This is a genomic window from Candidatus Hydrogenedentota bacterium (assembly GCA_035416745.1).
Classification (GTDB): Bacteria; Hydrogenedentota; Hydrogenedentia; order Hydrogenedentales; family SLHB01; genus UBA2224.
On sequence record DAOLNV010000002.1, the window covers coordinates 125,281 to 142,726 of the forward strand.

At 60.0% G+C, this 17,446-nt stretch carries 10 protein-coding genes; 7 read left to right on the forward strand and 3 right to left on the reverse strand.

Features of this window, described 5'->3' with window-relative positions; translation table 11 throughout:
• Positions 1-139: 139 nt before the first annotated feature.
• Positions 140-3,403: a glycosyl hydrolase gene (locus PLJ71_01630; protein ID HQM47353.1), complete on the forward strand. Its 3,264-nt coding sequence runs from the start codon at positions 140-142 to the stop codon at positions 3,401-3,403.
• Between the two features lie 91 nt (positions 3,404-3,494).
• Here the strand turns inward: PLJ71_01630 and PLJ71_01635 are convergent, their stop codons facing one another.
• A complete protein-coding gene (locus tag PLJ71_01635) occupies positions 3,495-4,493 on the reverse strand; it encodes a DUF1559 domain-containing protein (protein HQM47354.1) in 999 nt (332 codons plus the stop codon).
• Positions 4,490-4,927 (reverse strand): PadR family transcriptional regulator, encoded by a 438-nt coding sequence (locus PLJ71_01640; protein ID HQM47355.1) that lies wholly within the window; start codon positions 4,925-4,927, stop codon positions 4,490-4,492. Before PLJ71_01640 ends, PLJ71_01635 begins: the two co-directional genes overlap by 4 nt.
• A 470-nt stretch (positions 4,928-5,397) precedes the next feature.
• Between PLJ71_01640 and PLJ71_01645 the strand changes: the two genes are divergently transcribed.
• From PLJ71_01645 to PLJ71_01665, 5 genes are all read left to right on the forward strand, one after another.
• Positions 5,398-6,675 carry an Nramp family divalent metal transporter gene (locus PLJ71_01645; GenBank protein ID HQM47356.1) on the forward strand — a complete coding sequence of 426 codons (1,278 nt, stop codon included), beginning with the start codon at positions 5,398-5,400 and terminating at the stop codon, positions 6,673-6,675.
• A 736-nt stretch (positions 6,676-7,411) separates the two neighbouring features.
• Entirely contained in the window at positions 7,412-8,089 is a 678-nt protein-coding gene (locus PLJ71_01650; protein HQM47357.1) for a class I SAM-dependent methyltransferase, read from the forward strand.
• A complete protein-coding gene (locus PLJ71_01655; protein HQM47358.1) occupies positions 8,086-9,129 on the forward strand; it encodes a class 1 isoprenoid biosynthesis enzyme in 1,044 nt (347 codons plus the stop codon). Before PLJ71_01650 ends, PLJ71_01655 begins: the two co-directional genes overlap by 4 nt.
• Entirely contained in the window at positions 9,129-10,310 is a 1,182-nt protein-coding gene (locus tag PLJ71_01660) for an FtsX-like permease family protein (protein ID HQM47359.1), read from the forward strand. Before PLJ71_01655 ends, PLJ71_01660 begins: the two co-directional genes overlap by 1 nt.
• Positions 10,307-11,044, forward strand: coding sequence for an ABC transporter ATP-binding protein (locus PLJ71_01665; protein HQM47360.1), 738 nt, complete (start codon positions 10,307-10,309; stop codon positions 11,042-11,044). The genes PLJ71_01660 and PLJ71_01665 overlap by 4 nt, the downstream gene beginning before the upstream one ends.
• 216 nt (positions 11,045-11,260) lie before the next feature.
• Here PLJ71_01665 and PLJ71_01670 read toward each other — a convergent pair whose 3' ends face one another.
• Positions 11,261-12,811: an arylsulfatase gene (locus PLJ71_01670; GenBank protein HQM47361.1), complete on the reverse strand. Its 1,551-nt coding sequence runs from the start codon at positions 12,809-12,811 to the stop codon at positions 11,261-11,263.
• Between the two features lie 529 nt (positions 12,812-13,340).
• Between PLJ71_01670 and PLJ71_01675 the strand changes: the two genes are divergently transcribed.
• On the forward strand, positions 13,341-17,282 hold the full coding sequence (locus PLJ71_01675; GenBank protein ID HQM47362.1) for a PKD domain-containing protein: 3,942 nt from the start codon (positions 13,341-13,343) through the stop codon (positions 17,280-17,282).
• The last annotated feature ends 164 nt before the right edge of the window (positions 17,283-17,446 follow it).

Sequence of the window (17,446 nt, forward strand, 5' to 3'; positions counted from 1 at the left end):
TGAAGGGGGCCACTGAGTCCAGAAGCGGGCAAGCATCCCCATTTGAAGTCCAGTGGGGTATTCTGGTCCACTCATGGAAAGGCCTCGTTCGATTGTCGACGCGGCGCCTTCTGCCCGCGGCCTTTGGAGAAAAACGAGAATGCGAATTATCTTGCGGTGTGTGCTTGTCAGCGCGGCGTTTGCGAGTCTGGCCTCCGCCTTCGCGGAACCGGCGGCCCTCGAGAACCGGCGCGGCAACATTGAGGGCCTGTGGCGGTTCCGTGCCGATCCTGAGAATACGGGAGAGCAGGAAGGATTTGCCCGCCTGGACTATGACGATTCCGCCTGGCGGTCCATGAATGTGCCGGGCGCATGGGAGACGCAAGCGGAAGCGGCAAACGAGCCTTCGATAGCGGCATACGACGGAGTCGCATGGTATCGCCTCCGGTTTGTCGTTCCGCTCGAATGGCGTGAAAAGGACCTCGAGCTCTTTCTGGGAACTGTAGACGACGAGGACCGCACATACCTGAACGGAACGGTTGTGGGCGAAACGGGACCAGGCGTCGAGCGGGCGGCGGTCAAGCTCCGGCGTTACACCATCCCCGCATCCTGTCCCCGGCCCGGCGAGCAAAATGTCCTGGCGATATGCGTACGAGATGTGGGCGGCCCGGGAGGGATCGTTGGTCCCGTCCTGTTCTTGCTGCCCAAGGACGAGGTGAATCAAATGATGCGACTGCCGCAATCCGACAGGCCCCTCGAGGAACGTTTCGAAAACCCGCCTGCCGACGCCCGGATTCTCAAGATCGTGCACGCTCTTCCGGATGCCCCTGATGACCAGGACCGTCTGTTCCTGTCGCTGATATCGCAAGGTTTTGGCGGGATTGTCACCAACGTAGCCTTCGACGAATATATGGCCAGCGATGCCAAATGGGAGGCATTCGTCCGGGGGGTCGACGCCGCGAAGAAGCTCGGAATGTCGTTGTGGCTTTATGACGAATGCGGGTATCCCTCTGGCGCAGCGGGCGGAATCACTCTGCGTGACCATCCCGAGTATGAAGCCAGCGGTCTCCACGTCGTTGATGCACCGGTCGACGGGGGAACATGTACCCTCGATGTGCCGAAGGGCGTCTTGTTCCGCGCGGTTGCTGTCCCGATGAAAGACGGCGTCGCATCCTCGCAAGGCGCTGTCGATATATCCTCGTTCGTGCACGACGGCAAGCTCGTCTGGGAAGCGCCCCCGGGCCCCTGGCATGCCTTTGTCTTCACGGAGGACGTGCTGTACGAAGGCACCCATGCAGCGGTGAGTCTGGCCTACAAGCTGCCGTATATCAACCTCGTTCCTCCGGAACCCACGGCTCGTTTCATCGAAGTCACGCACGCGGAATACGCGCGCAGGCTCGGAACAGACCTCGGACAGTACTTCGTGGCCACCTTCACGGACGAACCGTCGCTCATGAGCATGTTCATGACCAGGCAGGACCGCCGGGTGCTGCCTTGGGCCGATAACGCCGCCACCGAATTTCAGAGGCGGCGCGGCTATGCCCTCGAGCCCAATCTGCCGGCCCTTTTCGTCAATATGGGGCCGGAAGGAAGGCGCGTTCGCTACGACTACTGGAATACCATAGGCGAACTCGTGTCCGAGAGTTTTTTCGGACAGATACAGGCGTGGTGCCAGGGCCACAACATTCTGAGCGGCGGCCACCTGCTTTGCGAAGAGGCGTTCCTGGCCAGCATTCCCCTGTACGGGGATTCTTTCCGCTGCATGCGGCGTCTTGACGCGCCAAGCATCGACTGTCTGACAAGCATTCCCGACGATGTCCCGTGGTTCGTCGCCCGGCTCATCAGCAGTGCCGCCGAACTCGAGGGCCGCACCGTCACCATGTGCGAGACGTCCGACCACGCGCAGCGGTACCGGCCCAAGGGCGATACGCGTCCCGTGCGGGTAGTCACCGAGGAGGAGATACGCGGCACCTGCAACCGGCTCATCCTGAACGGCATTAACACCATCACCAGCTACTATTCCTTCAGCGGATTGACCGCCGGGCAGATGACACGGCTCAACGAGTGGGTGGGACGCTGCTGTACGATGGTGCGGGGCGGCCATCAAGTGACGGATATCGCGCTGCTGCATCCCATCGAGACCGCCTGGGTGCGGTTCACCCCCGCGCGCCACTGGGTCGCCGAATCGTCTGTTGAAGCCCACCGCGTCGAGAGGGTGTTTCACGATGCCGAAAACAATCTGTTCCGTTCCAGGCGCGATTTCACGCACGTGGATTCTCGTACTTTGACGGAGGCGAAAGCAGTCGATGGCGCGCTCGAATTCCGCGAACTTCGTTGGCGCATCGTCATTCTGCCGGACGCGGATACACTGCCGCTTGCGGCATGGGAGAACCTCGAACGATTCTACCAGTCCGGCGGCGTTGTTGTCGCATTGACGTCCATGCCAGCCAACAGCGAAACGGAATTCCCATCGCCTCGCGTTCTCCAGATTGCCGGGGCGATGTTCGGCGATAGCCCCAAACCCCACATCACCACGAACGGCGGTGGCGGAGCGGGAATCTTCCTCCCCCCCGGCGCGGAAGCGCTTCTGCCGCTGGTGCTCGATGCGCTGCTCGAACCCGATGTGCGAGTGTCCGCCGCGGACGCCCCTCTCCGTATAGCCCACCGGCGCATCGACGACAACGACGTCTATTTTGTCATCAACGACAGCGGCCAGCCGTGGGAAGGTGAACTCGATTTCTCCCCTACAGGCGGCGGCGCGCAGTGGGAGCCCGCTACGGGACGCATGACCGCAATAGAACCGGGCGCAGGAGTGCCCGTCCGCTTGGATTCCTACGGCGCAATGCTTTACACCTTCAAGAGCGCTGTCCCGCGGCCCCGCAAGGAGGTGCAAGCCGGGGACTTGCCCCAAGTGGCTGTAACTGCGCTGCCTGAAACGTCTCCTGTCCCATCACACGGCGAATTCGTGACGGCATCGATCGAGACTGCCCCGTCATTGGCCTCCGCAGACCAGACCGCGTGGCGTGTTTCGGGAACCATTACCAAAGGGAACGTGGACACCTTCGTTTTCGCCGCGTTCAACTATCCGGCGCCCGCCGGTCTGCACGAAGCTGCCTACATCGTTTTTGACGCGTGGCTCCCCGAAGCTCAGCAGGCTGCCGTGCCGCTTCTGGTCATCCTCCGTGACAATTCCGGAGTGGAATACATGGCGGACACGGGCATTCCCATGAATGCGCCGGGCCACCACGCGTGTTACGTGGCGTTGAACCGTTTCCGGCGGGCAGGATGGTGCCCCATAACGGACCGCCCGCTCGACCTGTCCAACATCTCGGCGATCAACATCGGTTGGGGGGGCTACTACGGTTCGGAGAACGAGAACGTGACATTCAGCCTGAGCCCGCCCCGGCTGGCTTCACACCCTTGACGCAGATGAGCAGGATCTTCAGGGCCGGCGCGTCAACCTTTCTGTTATCCAGCTGGAATTCCTCTAGCAGTTTCTTTTCCTCTTTTGGGAGCTATTCGCCCAAACTGAACAAAGCCGCCACGGCCGCGAAGGAGGGCGAGGCTGGAAATTCGTCCGGGTACCGGTTGAACTGCACATGACCGTCCATATAAAGCGTGTTTGCTCCGCCGGGGATATGGTTGAACTGGGCGCTCGCCGACGTGGTTGCAGACACGATATCCCACATGACCGGCATCATGCTTTGTGCCGTGGCCGACGAGGCAGGGTTGTTAATATCGGTGATCACGAACCGTTCAATCCCTTCCCTCAGCCTGTAGAGAGTTGTCCCGCCGCCATTTCCAAAAGGAACGCCCGGGGGCGTTGACATCGCTGAGAACATGCCATATACCGCTGCGTCGTCAAGATCCTTGTCCATCTGCGAATCGTTATCGGGATTCTTGTCGCCCAAGGCGCCACTGAATGTCGGCGGGTAATACGACAGGCACGCCATCAGGTACGCCATCTGTGTGGAAACCAGTGCAGAAGGCATGCCAAACGCACTCACATCAAAGCTGGGGTCCTTTTCCGAAACCTTGTCGAGCAGGAAACCGTAATAGAGATAGCTCGCATCGGACTTCGAAGGAAGACCCCTATACTCTGGGCATGTTTGACCCGGTGCGTCTTCAACGATACCCAAAGGGTCCGCGCTACTGGCCTGCGGGTCGGAAGGACACACCAGAACGTTGAGGTCAGACAAGTACTCCGGGAAAATGGCGCGCATCTGGGGAGCCAGGTTGGCGCGCGTGCTTCCGTTCTGGCAAGTTACAGGCAAGGCGCTGCCCCATGGCTGGTCACCGTGAACTCGCGGGAAGAGTTCCCTGGACTCGCCAGCGTACATTTTGAATACTAGCCCCATTTGCTTGAGGTTGTTCGCGCAACTGGCCCGTCTCGCTGCTTCACGGGCACGGGCCAGAGCGGGCAACAGGATGGCCGCCAGGATACCGATGATGGCAATTACGACCAGCAGTTCAATCAGCGTGAATCCATGTCTTTTCATGATTGCGTCTTTCATTTCGCGTTCCTTCTAATAGGCACACAACATGGGTGAATGATTTCTTGCCGGATTTCCTTGGATACGGGTTGCGGGCTGCGTTCGATGAAGGTCACCGTCTGTTCAAGGTTGCGCGAGTGAGCATCCAAGGTGTTCTTCCAACGTTGAAGGCAGTTCCAACCCTCTTCCGTCAACGCGTAAACGCGTTTAGCCGGGCTGCTGCCTTCCGTGTCCCAGTCCGACCTGAAATACCCCTCCTTCTCCATGGCCTTAAGAACCCGATCGAGGCCCATGGCATCAGGCGGGCTATCGCTAATAATGGCTGCGTCCCGAAGATGCTGGGAGATCACATACGCATGCAGCCCGGCAGGCGCGCGAGCCAAAACAGCCATAACCGCCGGCCGGAGAAAATGATCGAGCGTGGCGCCGGAACAGGGGCAGTGACTCTGTTTCATTCTATTGGACCCCATCGGCTATTCCACTTTGTTTAGTATATCCTGCCGGGCAGAGGGCTGCAAGGTTCTGACCCATGACGGCCATACTTGCCCCTCTGCATCTATGGTGACTGGGCTCATTTGCAGCGGCGTTGAACTCGACCCCATGGGGCTTCATGGGTGGTGAATCCCGGAAGACATGGGCTGGAGAGCAGCGATTGACCAGGGGCTCGCTATCAAGTGCAGTGAGGGACGGAACACGAGGTCCAAGAAGATGGCTGTAACGGCGCAGTTTCCGCGTCTCAAGGACGGCATTTCCCGCACTATAAACAGAGAAGTTGAATAGATTTCGCTTCCGCGCAGGCGCCATTTCCTCCGCGTCCTTTGTGTGGGTTTGTCCAATCGCCGTGTTACCCGGATTGGGGCCAAATCTCAATTGAACGGCACGAGAGTTTCGGATAAAGTTCAGTGTCGGCACAACGGAGGGGGTGATGCAGAACGAAAAGCGCAGGCCGCTGGGCAGGATGTTGGAAGTCCTCGGGCCCGGCCTGTTCCTGATCGGCTATAACATCGGCACCGGCAGCGTGACGACGATGGCTTCGGCGGGTTCGCGCTGGGGGATGTCGTTGACCTGGACGGTGGTACTATCCTGCGTGTTCACCTACGTTGGCATCCTCACGTTCGGCCGGTACACGCTCGTCACAGGAGACACGATCCTGTACGCCATCAAGCGAAGGCTTCCCTTTGGCAAGGGTATCAGCCTGTTTCTGCTTGCCGCCGTGACCATGGCCGAGTTCGCGGGCATCACAGGACTTATGGCCATCATCGTAGACCTTGTGCTTGAATGGATCCGGTTCGCGACCGGCTACTACAACGGCGCCATCAAATTTCTGGTTACTGGTATAGGCACCGGGCTGCTGTTCTGGGTGTTATGGCGAGGCGGCTACGCCTTTTTGGAAAAACTGCTGTCCATATTGGTCGCGGTGATGGGGGTGTCTTTCGTTCTCACGGCGCTTCTGCTTGTACCGTCCTGGCGAGACATTCTGGTGGGCCTCGTGCCGCGTGTTCCCCAAGAGCCCGGCGCGTCACTGCTTGTGGCCGGGATGGCGGGCACCACGTTCAGCTCGGCCATCCTCTACTGCAGAAGCATCACTTTGAAGCAGAAAGGATGGAAAGCGGATGACGAGAAACGCTCCCGGACGGACGCGATTGTGTCCGTAGGCACGATGTTTATCCTGAGTATTGCCGTCATGATATGTGCGGCCGGCACGCTATATATTGCCCGTCAACCCGTCGAAGCCGCTGTTGACATGGTCAGAACAATTGAACCGTTGGCGGGACGGTTCGCGATCACGCTCTTCGTGGTGGGAATTATCGGGGCGGGGGTCTCCAGTCTCATTCCGACCATTCTGATTGGCCCGTGGCTGATCTCCGACTACACCAATAAGCCCCTCAATCCCCGGTCGACTTCGAGCAGGGTTCTCGTGTCGATTGGCAGTTTGATCGCGTTAGGCGCTCCGTACTTTCCCCCGACCATCGCCAAACCGGTATTCCTCATGATACTTACGATGGCGCTTCTGGCGGTTATTCTGCCGTTTTCAACGATTGCCATAACCGTGCTTCTGAACCAGAAGAAGTATATGGGGGCGCGGGCCAACTCTGCCGTCATGAACGTAGCGTGCCTGGCCACCATCCTGTTTTCGATGGTGATGTCGTACTACGCCATCATCGGACTCTGGGAGTATGTCCAGACGAAGCTCCCCGCCTAGAGCGACGGCTGGAAAGAGACCAAACGTCTGGAAGCGCCGGGGCACGGTGATGTTGAAATCGCGTAGCCGTCAGGATTGGCATCAAAGCATTGCGTGTCCGTCGCTGGATACTTATCCGCTAGGGACTTACCAGCCGGGATCTTCAGTCAAGGGGCGCATAATCCGGATCCGTTATCCGCTGGTTATCTTGACCAAAAGCCATGGACTCTCTTCCGCCGAGCAACGCCTGGGACTTCAGGGACTAAACCCCGTCCGTGGTGTGTTCTTGGGGTAATACCTCGTTTCGTGTGTCGAGCAGGGCGAAACAGACCGTAAGGATAAGACTTCGGGCCCGGGCGGGTCGGGAATGTCCGAAGACGTTGGGAATCTGCAATGAACAGGGCGAAAGCCAGAGAACATCCCAAGATTGCTTTGACCATGATTGCCGCCGCCATCCTTGGCGTACAGTCTTTTGGCGCAGCGGACACATCAACGTCCTTGGCCGTGGATATTGGGCTTGGACCAAAGTCCGGCGGCGAAGATTGGCATCAAATGGCGATCTGGGTCCAGTGTCTGGCGCGATTACGCGGGCACCAAGACAGCCGTTCTACTTCTTACTGCAGCAACCAGCCTGTCATTGAGTCGTTTCCGGCATGTCAAGCTGTTGAAGCTGGCGCACAAATACGGTGGCTTCGTGCTTGTCGTGATAGCGTTGACGCGCGGAGTTCGCGCTTTGTTTTTCGCGGGAAATTGGGCCATGACACGCACGACAAGGAATGAAACGGAATTCCCCGATGTCCTCCCGACCCGGGGGCGTGTATTGGCGAAAGCCGCAGCCGTGTATGATTGGGTTCAACCATTCGTCACGCTGGGCCAGGAAACCAAGTTGAACCATTGGGTGGCGGACAGTCTCGCGCTCGATGGGGAAGAGTATGTACTGGATATAGGCTGCGGCACGGGTTTGTTGACGGTTGCGATTGCGGAACGGTATCCGCGCGCAACCGTGGTGGGCATTGATGCTTCAAAACCGATGATTCGCGTGGCCAACCGCAAGCGGAGGCGCGACAACTGCAACTACCGCCAGGCGCTGGCCGAGGAATTGCCCTATGATGCGGAGACCTTCGATGCGGTCACATCAGCCCTTTTCTTTCACCACGTGGACCGTGAACTCAAAGTGCGTTGTTTGTGTGAAGTGTTGCGCGTCTTGAAACCGGGCGGCAGGCTCATCGTGGCGGACATGGATCGGCCGTACACGGCGCTTGGGCGGGCGATGTCGGTGGTCGCGTGGCGCCTGTTTCGGCAACCAGAGATCAAAGAAAACATGGATGGAATAATGAGGTCGCTTATTCCCGAAGCAGGATTTGTGGACATGGTTGAATTGGCTCGGTTTTCGGGGTACATCAGCGTCCTGTCCGCAAGGAAACCTCAGGTATGAAAGACGCACTACGTACGCTTGCGGGTTGCCCTGTGTGGGCAGAGAGCCTTGAAATCCAGCAGGAGACCGTGCGGGCCTTTCATCGTCGATGTGCGAGTATCCTTGGCGGCTCATGTGGTTTGAGGCCGCTGGAAGAACGGCTGCTCCTTCCGGAGCGCAATCTTTTCTCAACGCTGTTTATAGCAGCGGCAAAGTCGTTGGGCTTGTCTGACGCCAAGGTCCGATTTTATGCGATGGTGAATCAGTGCATACGGGCGCTGGTAACCGGATGCGACAATCTGTTGGACGACGAATACAAGGAGGTCATTCCGTTCGATTTGCCAGGCGACGGAACCCGGTTTCGTTCCGTGCTTATGGTCATGACGGCTGACCGCGTGCTCTCGGAGCTGGCCGCCAAGATGATGCATGAAGGCCGGTTCTCGTTGGCTCAGGCGAATCGGCTCATGCGCACGGCAGTTCGGGTCTTAATGCCGAGCGGACTCGAGGAGCACGAGGAAGAATCAGGGGCGGCAAGGACCGTACCGACACCCGAAGCCATATGTGACGATGTGCATTATCGCAAGACCGGCCTGCTGTTTGAAGCGCCTTTGTCTCTCATTGAGGAAATGGGCGACGCATACGCAGGGCAGACACGATGCGCAAGAGAGGCATTGAGCGGTCTCGGGCTGGCCTGCCAGGCGCTGGACGACATCAAGGATATCGCGCGGGATCTGCAACGAGGGCAACATAACGCCGTGGTTTCGTATGCTTATTACGGCGGATCGGAGGCGGAACGGGGCCTTCTGCTATCGTTCCTGCGGCCGGGCGCAGGCGCCCTGCCGTCCCCCGAACACGTCGCGGCCGGGTTGATTACCGCGCGCTCCAGGACATTTGCGCATGCCGCGCAGCTCTTCGATGAGGTGGAAACGATGCTGTGCACCGCCATCCCAGGTTTCGAAAAGGAGCACGCTGTTGCGTTGACCGGCGCCATCAGGGGAACGTTGGGATTTGACCCCGATCCCGTATGGCGCCATGCCGCCAAACAGGAGATTCTCGTGTGATGTTCTGGTTGCGGTTCGCGTTTCGTTCGTGTGTGCGGCGGCGCAAGAGGACGGGTATCACCCTGCTTGGGGTTGCGTTCGCCGTAGGCACGCTGGTGGTGCTCGGAGCGATCATGGTGGGCGTGAACGACACGATGATCGAAAATGCCGTGGCCATGCACGCGGGGCATGTAGCGAGCGTTGCGGGGCCCATGCCGATGCACGACGCGCTGGACCGCGCCCGGACACCCGAAGACCCGGCAGGAGACTTGGAATTGGCCGGCACTCTGCGCCGTTGCCGGTTCAGCGCAATGCTCAAAAGCGACCATGGAACACTACCCGCGACGATTTGGGCGGTCGACCCGAAACGGGAAGCCCTGTTTACGCCCATTGAGCGCGCCATGGTGAACGGCCAGTATCTGGCAGCCCCCCTGGACCTTCTGATTGGAAAAGCGGCTGCAGAAGAGCTTTCCTTGAACGTAGGCGATTCGGTGCTCGTCACGACGCCGTCGGAGCAGTGGGAACGGCGTGTTGGCGGGATCTACAGTTCCGGCATTGGCGCCTTTGACCTCGGGGTCTCGTTCATGACGCTTGAGGCCGCATCCGAGTTGAATGAACCGCAGGTGTTCTTTGAAAAGGCGTACTTTCTGCTTCGGGGAGCCGACCCTGAAAATGTCCGCACCCGCCTGTCCGATGCTGCAGCAGCGGACGAGAAGTTGTCGACATGGCCGGAGCTCTTGCCGGAAGTGGCACAGTTAGTGGACCTGAACGCGTTTTCAATGAGCATCATGATTGCGCTTGTGGTGCTCATCTTGGGTTTTGGTGTTGCGAACGCGCTGCTGATCTCGGTAATGGATCGATACCGGCATTTCGCGGTCTTGAAGGCGATTGGAGTGCGTCCGAGCGAAGTGATTCGAATCGTCGTGTTCGAAGCGCTGCTGATGTGTCTGGCGGCCGGACTGCTCGGTACGGGGCTGGGCTGGGCGATTGGTACCGCATGGGGCCATGTGGGCCTCGATCTGTCGGCATACACTTCCTCCAATCCCCACTTCAGCGTGAATCCGATCGTCTACCCGCGTGTCACACCCTTCATGACCTTTGCTCCTCAGGCACTTGCGCTGTGCGCCGCGGCCGGCGCAGCTATCTGGCCTGCCATAGTGGCGGCGCGAAGGCCCGTGAGCCATGCGATGAGGGACATATGACGCCGAACGCAGCCATATCGCTCGAGAATGTGACACGCCGTTTCCTGACGGGGGGACAGCCTTTCGCCGCGATAGACAATGTCTGTCTGGACGTGCGGCCTGGGCAACGGCTTGCGTTGGTAGGCCCGAGCGGTTCCGGCAAGACGACGCTGTTGAACCTGATGGGAGCGTTGGATCGTCCGGATAGCGGCACGGTTCATTGCCTGGGCATCGAGTTGTCTGGCATCTCCGAAAGAAAAACAGCTGCATTTCGGCGCGCGCGCCTGGGATTCATTTTTCAGCAAGATGCGCTCATGCCGGAACTCACCGTCCGAGAGAACGTCGAGCTGCCCCTGGTGCTGTTAAGGAAAGAGCCGGCCGCCCGAAGATCCAAGGTCGGCCTCCTGCTTGAATCGCTTGGTCTTGCCGAAAAGGCGGCCGAGCTTCCCGCCGTGCTTTCGGCGGGTGAGAAACAGCGGGTGGCCGTTGCGCGAGCGGTAGTACATGACCCGGATGTCCTCCTGGCAGATGAACCGACGGCCAACCTCGACGGAGCGACGGCTGGACGGGTCCTCGACACCATCGAGGCATTGGCGGGCCAGAAGAGCTTGACCGTTGTCTTGGCAACGCACGACGCGCGGGTATTTGGCCGGTTCGAGGCGATTGCCCGGCTGGAAGACGGCCGGTTGGTGGAAGTGCGCACGGCGAAGGCAACAGAGGAGATCCGGGCCGTGGGCCATGCAGAGCTTTTTTGATGGGGGCATTATCCTGACACGCCGCCTCTGCTTCGCAGTCGGGGCGTGCGATGCTCTCCTCAACGTGTCGCCGGGAGCCCTGGGACTGAAGATCGCGGTCAGTCTGCAACAAGACTCCTCCGGCCGTGACCTGGACCTCGATGACAATGAAATACCCGTATCTGATGTATTCAGCATTGCACATGGTCATCAGGAGCTCATTGAAGCCGCCGGCGTTCACTTCGGAGCAGGCCGCGCCCAGCGTTGCGGCGGCAGGTGGCGGAAGTCAATATCGAGCGTGTCATTGCGTTGCGGCGCGCCCGGCGTGCTGCGCCCTTCGTCCACGTAAGACTCGAGCAGCACGGTCAGGCGCTGTACAATATCCGGGTGCTGGCTGCTCACGTCTTCTGTTTCGGCGATATCGTTCGCGAAATCATACAGCTCAAATTTGGGGTCGCCCTCCTTCTCGGAGAGAATGACCAGCTTCCAGGGACCTTGTCGAATCGCGAAGCCTCCTCGGACACTGTGGTGCACGAGGGCTTCACGCAACGGCCGCCTCGCTCGTCCGACAAACGCGGGCAACATGTTCACGCTGTCTTCGGCCGCGTTATCCGGCAGCTTTTCGCCGACAATCGCGGCGCACGTGGCCATCACGTCATTCAAGCTGATGAGCTGGCTGCACCGGGACCCGGCCTTCACCTTGCCCGGCCACCGGACGATGAAGGGCACTCGGTGGCCGCCTTCCCAGATTTCGCCTTTCCAACCGCGATAGGGGCCGCTGGGCCGATGACCGTGTTCTACCAGCAACTCCCAGCCGGTATAGTGCGAATGACCATTGTCCCCAGCGAATATCACGAGCGTGTTCTCCGCGACTCCGGCTTCACTCAACGCGTTTATGACTTGCCCCGCCGACCAGTCCGTCTCCATCAAGAAATCGGCGATTGGGGCGATGCCGCTCTTGCCCTTGAACTGCTCGGACGGCGAGATCGGTTCATGCGGCGACGTCATGGGGAAATAAAGAAAGAACGGCCTCTTGCTGGAGGCCTGCTCGTGAATGTAGCCCACCGCACGTTCGGTGAGGGCCGGTAAGATCCGATCGAAACGCCAGCCCGGGGCCATCGGCGCGTTGTCGAACCCGATATGAATCGCGGGGTCTGGCTTGTTCTTGCCAGTCGGCTGCACCGTTACCCGGTCGTTCTCGATGAAGGCGAACGGGGGAAAATTCGGTACGTCCGTGCCGAAGTAGTAATCGAAGCCTCGAGTGGTGGGCCCCGACCCGATCGGCACGGTGAAATCGGCTTTCTTTGCGCGACCTTCCCCGTCGCCGGCCCAGTCCCAGCCAAGGTGCCACTTGCCGATGCACGCCGTATGATAGCCGTGAGTCCGGAGAAGTTGCGGCAGGGTTAAGCGGTCGGGTGCGATGAGCGGCGGCTCGTAGGCGTCAAGCACCCATTCCTGCAGCCGCGTCCGCCAACAGTAACGCCCTGTCAGCAAACCGTAGCGGCTGGGCGAACATACCGCTGAAGCGCTGTGCGCGTCGGTGAAGACGACCCCCTCATGAACCAGACGATCAAGATTCGGCGTCGGGATTGGATTGCCGGGCGTAAGCGCCTGAATATCGCCCACCCCGAAGTCGTCCGCGATAATTACTACGATATTTGGAGGAGGGCGCCTTTCCGTAACTGTCGTGCGGGTTGTTGTGCACGCCGCCGCGAACAGTGCCGGCGCCGCCGCAACAAATTGCCGGCGATTGATGAGACCCGAATCGGGTTTTCCGTGATTGTTCATAGGCCACCCCCTCGGCACACCCATGCTGGCACGGGCTTGATTTCGATGTCAATGGCGATGGTTCGGAGTTATCCGTTTCCGTCACGACGGCCCGGAGCCCGGCCATGTCCTGGTTGTTTCGCGCGTCAGGCGGAATCGCATAATTAAATCGCCGGAACCGAGCCTCCGAATCCAGGAGCCGCTTGCACTGCTAACGAAAGGCTGTATCGTGCCTTACGAGGATGGATACACCCTTGCATACGGTCCAGACCGTGGCCCCTCGAATCCGGAAAATCCTGACAGGAGTCTTGACTTTTGGGCTCTTGACTTCGGGTCAATTCCCGCGAAACTGGTGGCCAAGTAGTCATAAACCCTTGTTGTTGAATCGTGATGTGTTCTCGAAGACCATACGCGATATGAGATTCGTGATTGACGTTTGGGCCTCCGATCGGCACCATAGTAAGCGTGTGGGTACAGATGAATGCTGGCCGGTTTATAGGGTAGACTTGCCGGAGTGATTTGAGGCGGTTCAGGGGAAGGGGTTTTATCCATGAGATCGCGATTGTTGTCCACAGCGTGTGTCGCCGTCTTGAGCGTTGTCTGCGCGGCGATTTTTGTGGGGTGTCCAGCCGGCCAGAATGCGTCCGTGGCCCTGATTGTCTCTCCAACGTCTCTGGATTTCGGCACTTCCGAAACGTCATTGACCTTCGAGGTGCGAAAGAATTACACCAGCGTTCCGCTGGGGCAGTTCCGGGTCTCGAGCGGCAATGCGTGGGTCGCCGTTTCTCCCGAGACCGGCACAAGTACCGGCCCCGACGATCCGGTCACCATCACGGTTACCCTTGACCGTAACCTCATGAATGTGGGCTCGAACACCGGCACAATCAATGTGACCGCCGAAGGGGTTTCCCGAGTGCAGGTGCTGGTCCAGGCCACGCGACAGCTAGGGGCATCCTTCTCCGTGAGCAGTAACACTGCTTTTACCGATGAGGAGCTGCAATTCACCGATCATTCGCAAGTTGTTGCTGACGCTCCGGCCATTGTCAGTTGGTTGTGGGAGTTCGGCGACGGCGCGTCCAGCACGGAGCAGAATCCCCGGCATGCATATGCATCCGAGGGCTCTTACGACGTCTCGCTTACCGTATCCAACGACAACGAGACTGCAATGCTGACAAGGCGCGGGTATGTCTTGGTGAGCGCCAAGCGCCCGCCGTCCGCCGAATTTGCTGCCGATCCGGTCAACACGTCTCCCGGCGTGAGCGTTCAGTTCACCAGTCTTTCGAGTCCGGGCACTAGTGCCATCACCTCTTACGCGTGGGATTTCGGCGACGGGGGGTCGAGCGCGGCCGAGAACCCCGTGCATGCTTACAGCAGTATCGGCACTTATAGTGTGTCTCTAACCGTTCAGACCGCACACGGCCAGGACACGGTGACCAAACAGAACTATATCACCGTTGAGCCGGTGGCCCCCGAAGCGGCGTTCTCCGCGGTGTCCCGCGAGCCGGTTCCGGGCCCTTCGGGTGCTGTTGTGGTTTTCCAAGACGAATCCATAGCGGGAACCTTCCCCATTGTCGAATGGTTCTGGGAGTTCGGCGACGGCTCGACGAGCACGGAAACCGACCCCCAGCACGCGTATCAGGAGCTGGGCGTCTTTACCGTATCCTTGACTGTCACGTCTGAAAACGGCCAGACGGACACGGAGACGAAAGAGAATTACATCACCGTTGTGCCGGTCCAGGTGCCTTCGGTGGAAGGTTTACCACAGGCGGCCGCGGAATCGGCGATCCGCGCGGCAGGCTTGGTGGTAGGCGCGGTGACACAGGCCCATAGCAGGACCGTGCCTCTGGGCAGTGTGATCAGTCAGGACCCGGCGGCGGGCACCCTGGTGCGTCCGGGCAGCGCTGTGGCCCTTGTGGTATCGGCCGGGGTTTCGCCCGCGGATTTCAGCGCGGTCCGAACGCTGGGCGAACCGCCTCTGACGGTTTCTTTCCAGACCCTTTCCGAAAACCCGGATACGCCCATAAGGTCGTGGTTGTGGAACTTCGGCGACGGCACGTCAGGCACAGACCAGTATCCTGTGCACGTGTACACCAGACCCGGTGGCTATACTGTGTCATTGACGGTCGCCACGGCGGCGGGCACATTCACGGCTGTGAGGGAGGGCTATGTTCAAGTGGCGAATGCCGACACCCCGGCTACGGGGGCGATAGACCTCACGAACGCCGTGTTGGCCTTGAACCCGGGACCGCTGCAGACAGCGGAAGACAAAGCCGCTGCAGCACTTGTGGAGGAGGTCCAGTCGCGGACGGGGCTGCTCTGGCCGGCTGTTGACACCTGGCCGGATTCGGGCACGGTCATTGCCCTGACGGCCCAACCGGAACACCCCGCGCTGTCTGCCGAGGGATATCACCTCTTTGTGGAGGCGCGCACAACGGGTCCTACGGTAGTCTGGGCCATTGGCGCGGACCCGCGCGGCGTGTTGTATGGCGTGGGTAAGCTGCTGCGCAGCCTGGATTGGACCACGGGCGCTGCCACGCTTCCGGCCGCGCCCAATATCACCACTGCGCCCGCATTCCCACTGCGGGGACATCAAATTGGGTACCGCAACACGGCCAACAGCTACGACGCATGGGATGTAGCGCGGTATGAGCAGTACATCCGCGAATTGGTGCTATTCGGGGCAAATGCCATCGAGAATATCCCGTTCGAGCCCGCGGACAACAGCGTCCATTTCTCCATTCCTCCCGCGGAGATGGCGGCTTCCCTGAGCCAGCTATGCCAGGACTACGACATCGAGTATTGGGTATGGACCCCGGCCGATTTTGACTTGCAGGACCCGGTGCAGCGCGCCGCGGGTTTGGCCGAGCAGGAGCAACTGTATAAGGACTGCGTGCGTATCGACGGCGTGTTTGTGCCGGGCGGCGATCCGGGCTCAAACTCCCCGGACTTGGTGATGGCCTTCTTGGAAGACCTGGCCGAACTGTTGCATGAAGGCCACCCGGATGCGGGCGTCTGGGTCTCGAACCAGGGGTTCGAGCATGCGCAGAATGACTGGTTCTTCAACTACCTCGATAGGGAGCGGCCCGATTGGCTTGCGGGAGTGGTGTTCGGCCCATGGACCAAACATTCGCTGGCTGAGCAGAGGATGCGCACGCCAGCCCAGTATCCCATCCGGCACTATCCCGACATCTGCCACAATGTCCGCTGTCAATACCCGGTGGACCAGTGGGACGAGGCGCTTGCACACACATTGAACCGCGAGGCGCCCAACCCGCGCCCGGCTGAATTTGCCCATGTCCACAACTGGACCGCACCCGATACGACGGGGTTCCTGAGCTATTCGGATGGGATAACCGACGATGTGAACAAGATTGTATGGACCATGCGAGGATGGGACCCGGCGATCTCCGTCGAGGAGATCCTGACCGATTATGCGCGGTTCTTCTTTGGTCCTGAGGCGGCGGATACCGCTGTTGACGGCATCTTGGGACTCGAGAACAACTGGGTCGGCACCCTGGCGGATAACACTGGGGTGGACGACACGTGGACACTTTGGAGCCAGCTCGAGTCCGCCCACCCGGAACTCGAGGAGAACTGGCGCTGGCAACTGCTGCTTCTCAGGGCATACTACGACCGGTATATCCGCGCACGGCTTACGAATGAAACCGCGCTTGAGGAGAACGCGTACGGGGCCTTGGCCACAGGCGGCAGCGTGGGCGCCAACGCGGCCATGGACAGCGCGGCAGCTTTCCTTGCCCAGCCGGACACCGCGCCGGTTCAGGCCGCTCTGCGCACCCGCATCGAAGACCTGTGTGAGGCTCTGTTCGAGTCGATCGGGCTACAGACAAGCGTTTCCTCCCCGTACGTTGCCGCGGGGCTGGAGCGGGGCGCCATACTGGACACCGTGGACTGGCCCGTGAACAACCGCTGGTGGCTTGAGAACCGTTTCGCCGCCATACGCGCCCTTGCTACGGAGCAAGAGAAACTGGCTGCAATAAACGTGATTCTGAACTGGGAGAATCCTGGAGCAGGCGGGTATTACGACGACTTGGGGAACGCGGCGAAGCAACCGCACCTGGTCCAGCAGCTTCCTTGGGCTGAGGACCCTGGCCGCGTCAGTTCCACCCAGAACGAGTTTGCGTGGCACGGCGGCGATTCGAGCGACCCGCAAAAGGGCGGCGGCAGGCTCTCCTGGCAATCCAGCGCAACCACGCTGTTTAACACGCCTCTCGAGGTGGAATACACAGGATTGGACACCAGCGCGGGATACATCCTGCGAGTGCTGTACGCGGGCCGGTTCCGGCCGTCAATGACGTTGACAGCCAACCAAGGCTATCTGGTTCACCCTGCCCTTGAGCAACCACCCCAGCCCACCGTGCTCGAATACGCGTTGCCCAAGGCGGTGACCGCAAGTGGCACACTGCGGCTCCGGTGGGACCTGGTGAGCGGGCGGGGCTGTCAGGTGGCGGAGCTCTGGCTTGTGAAGGAGTGACGATTCCGTGTGTCTTTGCAGGGAATTCCCACTTGGGGGCTGACAAGACGTAGGGAAGGTGGGATAGCGCGAAGACTTCGCCAATAACCGCGGCGAAAGCGGCTTTGGTCCGGCGCAGGGCCCCTTTCCCCTGGGATAGGCTTCCGGCGCAGCTGGGGGTATGC

Excerpts from the sequence above, each read along its gene's own strand:
- PLJ71_01630 (HQM47353.1), top strand. The coding sequence starts at position 140 with ATGCGAATTATCTTGCGGTGTGTGCTTGTCAGCGCGGCGTTTGCGAGT.
- PLJ71_01635 (HQM47354.1), bottom strand. The coding sequence starts at position 4,493 with ATGAAAGACGCAATCATGAAAAGACATGGATTCACGCTGATTGAACTG.
- PLJ71_01640 (HQM47355.1), bottom strand. The coding sequence starts at position 4,927 with ATGAAACAGAGTCACTGCCCCTGTTCCGGCGCCACGCTCGATCATTTT.
- PLJ71_01645 (HQM47356.1), top strand. The coding sequence starts at position 5,398 with ATGCAGAACGAAAAGCGCAGGCCGCTGGGCAGGATGTTGGAAGTCCTC.
- PLJ71_01650 (HQM47357.1), top strand. The coding sequence starts at position 7,412 with ATGACACGCACGACAAGGAATGAAACGGAATTCCCCGATGTCCTCCCG.
- PLJ71_01655 (HQM47358.1), top strand. The coding sequence starts at position 8,086 with ATGAAAGACGCACTACGTACGCTTGCGGGTTGCCCTGTGTGGGCAGAG.
- PLJ71_01660 (HQM47359.1), top strand. The coding sequence starts at position 9,129 with ATGTTCTGGTTGCGGTTCGCGTTTCGTTCGTGTGTGCGGCGGCGCAAG.
- PLJ71_01665 (HQM47360.1), top strand. The coding sequence starts at position 10,307 with ATGACGCCGAACGCAGCCATATCGCTCGAGAATGTGACACGCCGTTTC.
- PLJ71_01670 (HQM47361.1), bottom strand. The coding sequence starts at position 12,811 with ATGAACAATCACGGAAAACCCGATTCGGGTCTCATCAATCGCCGGCAA.
- PLJ71_01675 (HQM47362.1), top strand. The coding sequence starts at position 13,341 with ATGAGATCGCGATTGTTGTCCACAGCGTGTGTCGCCGTCTTGAGCGTT.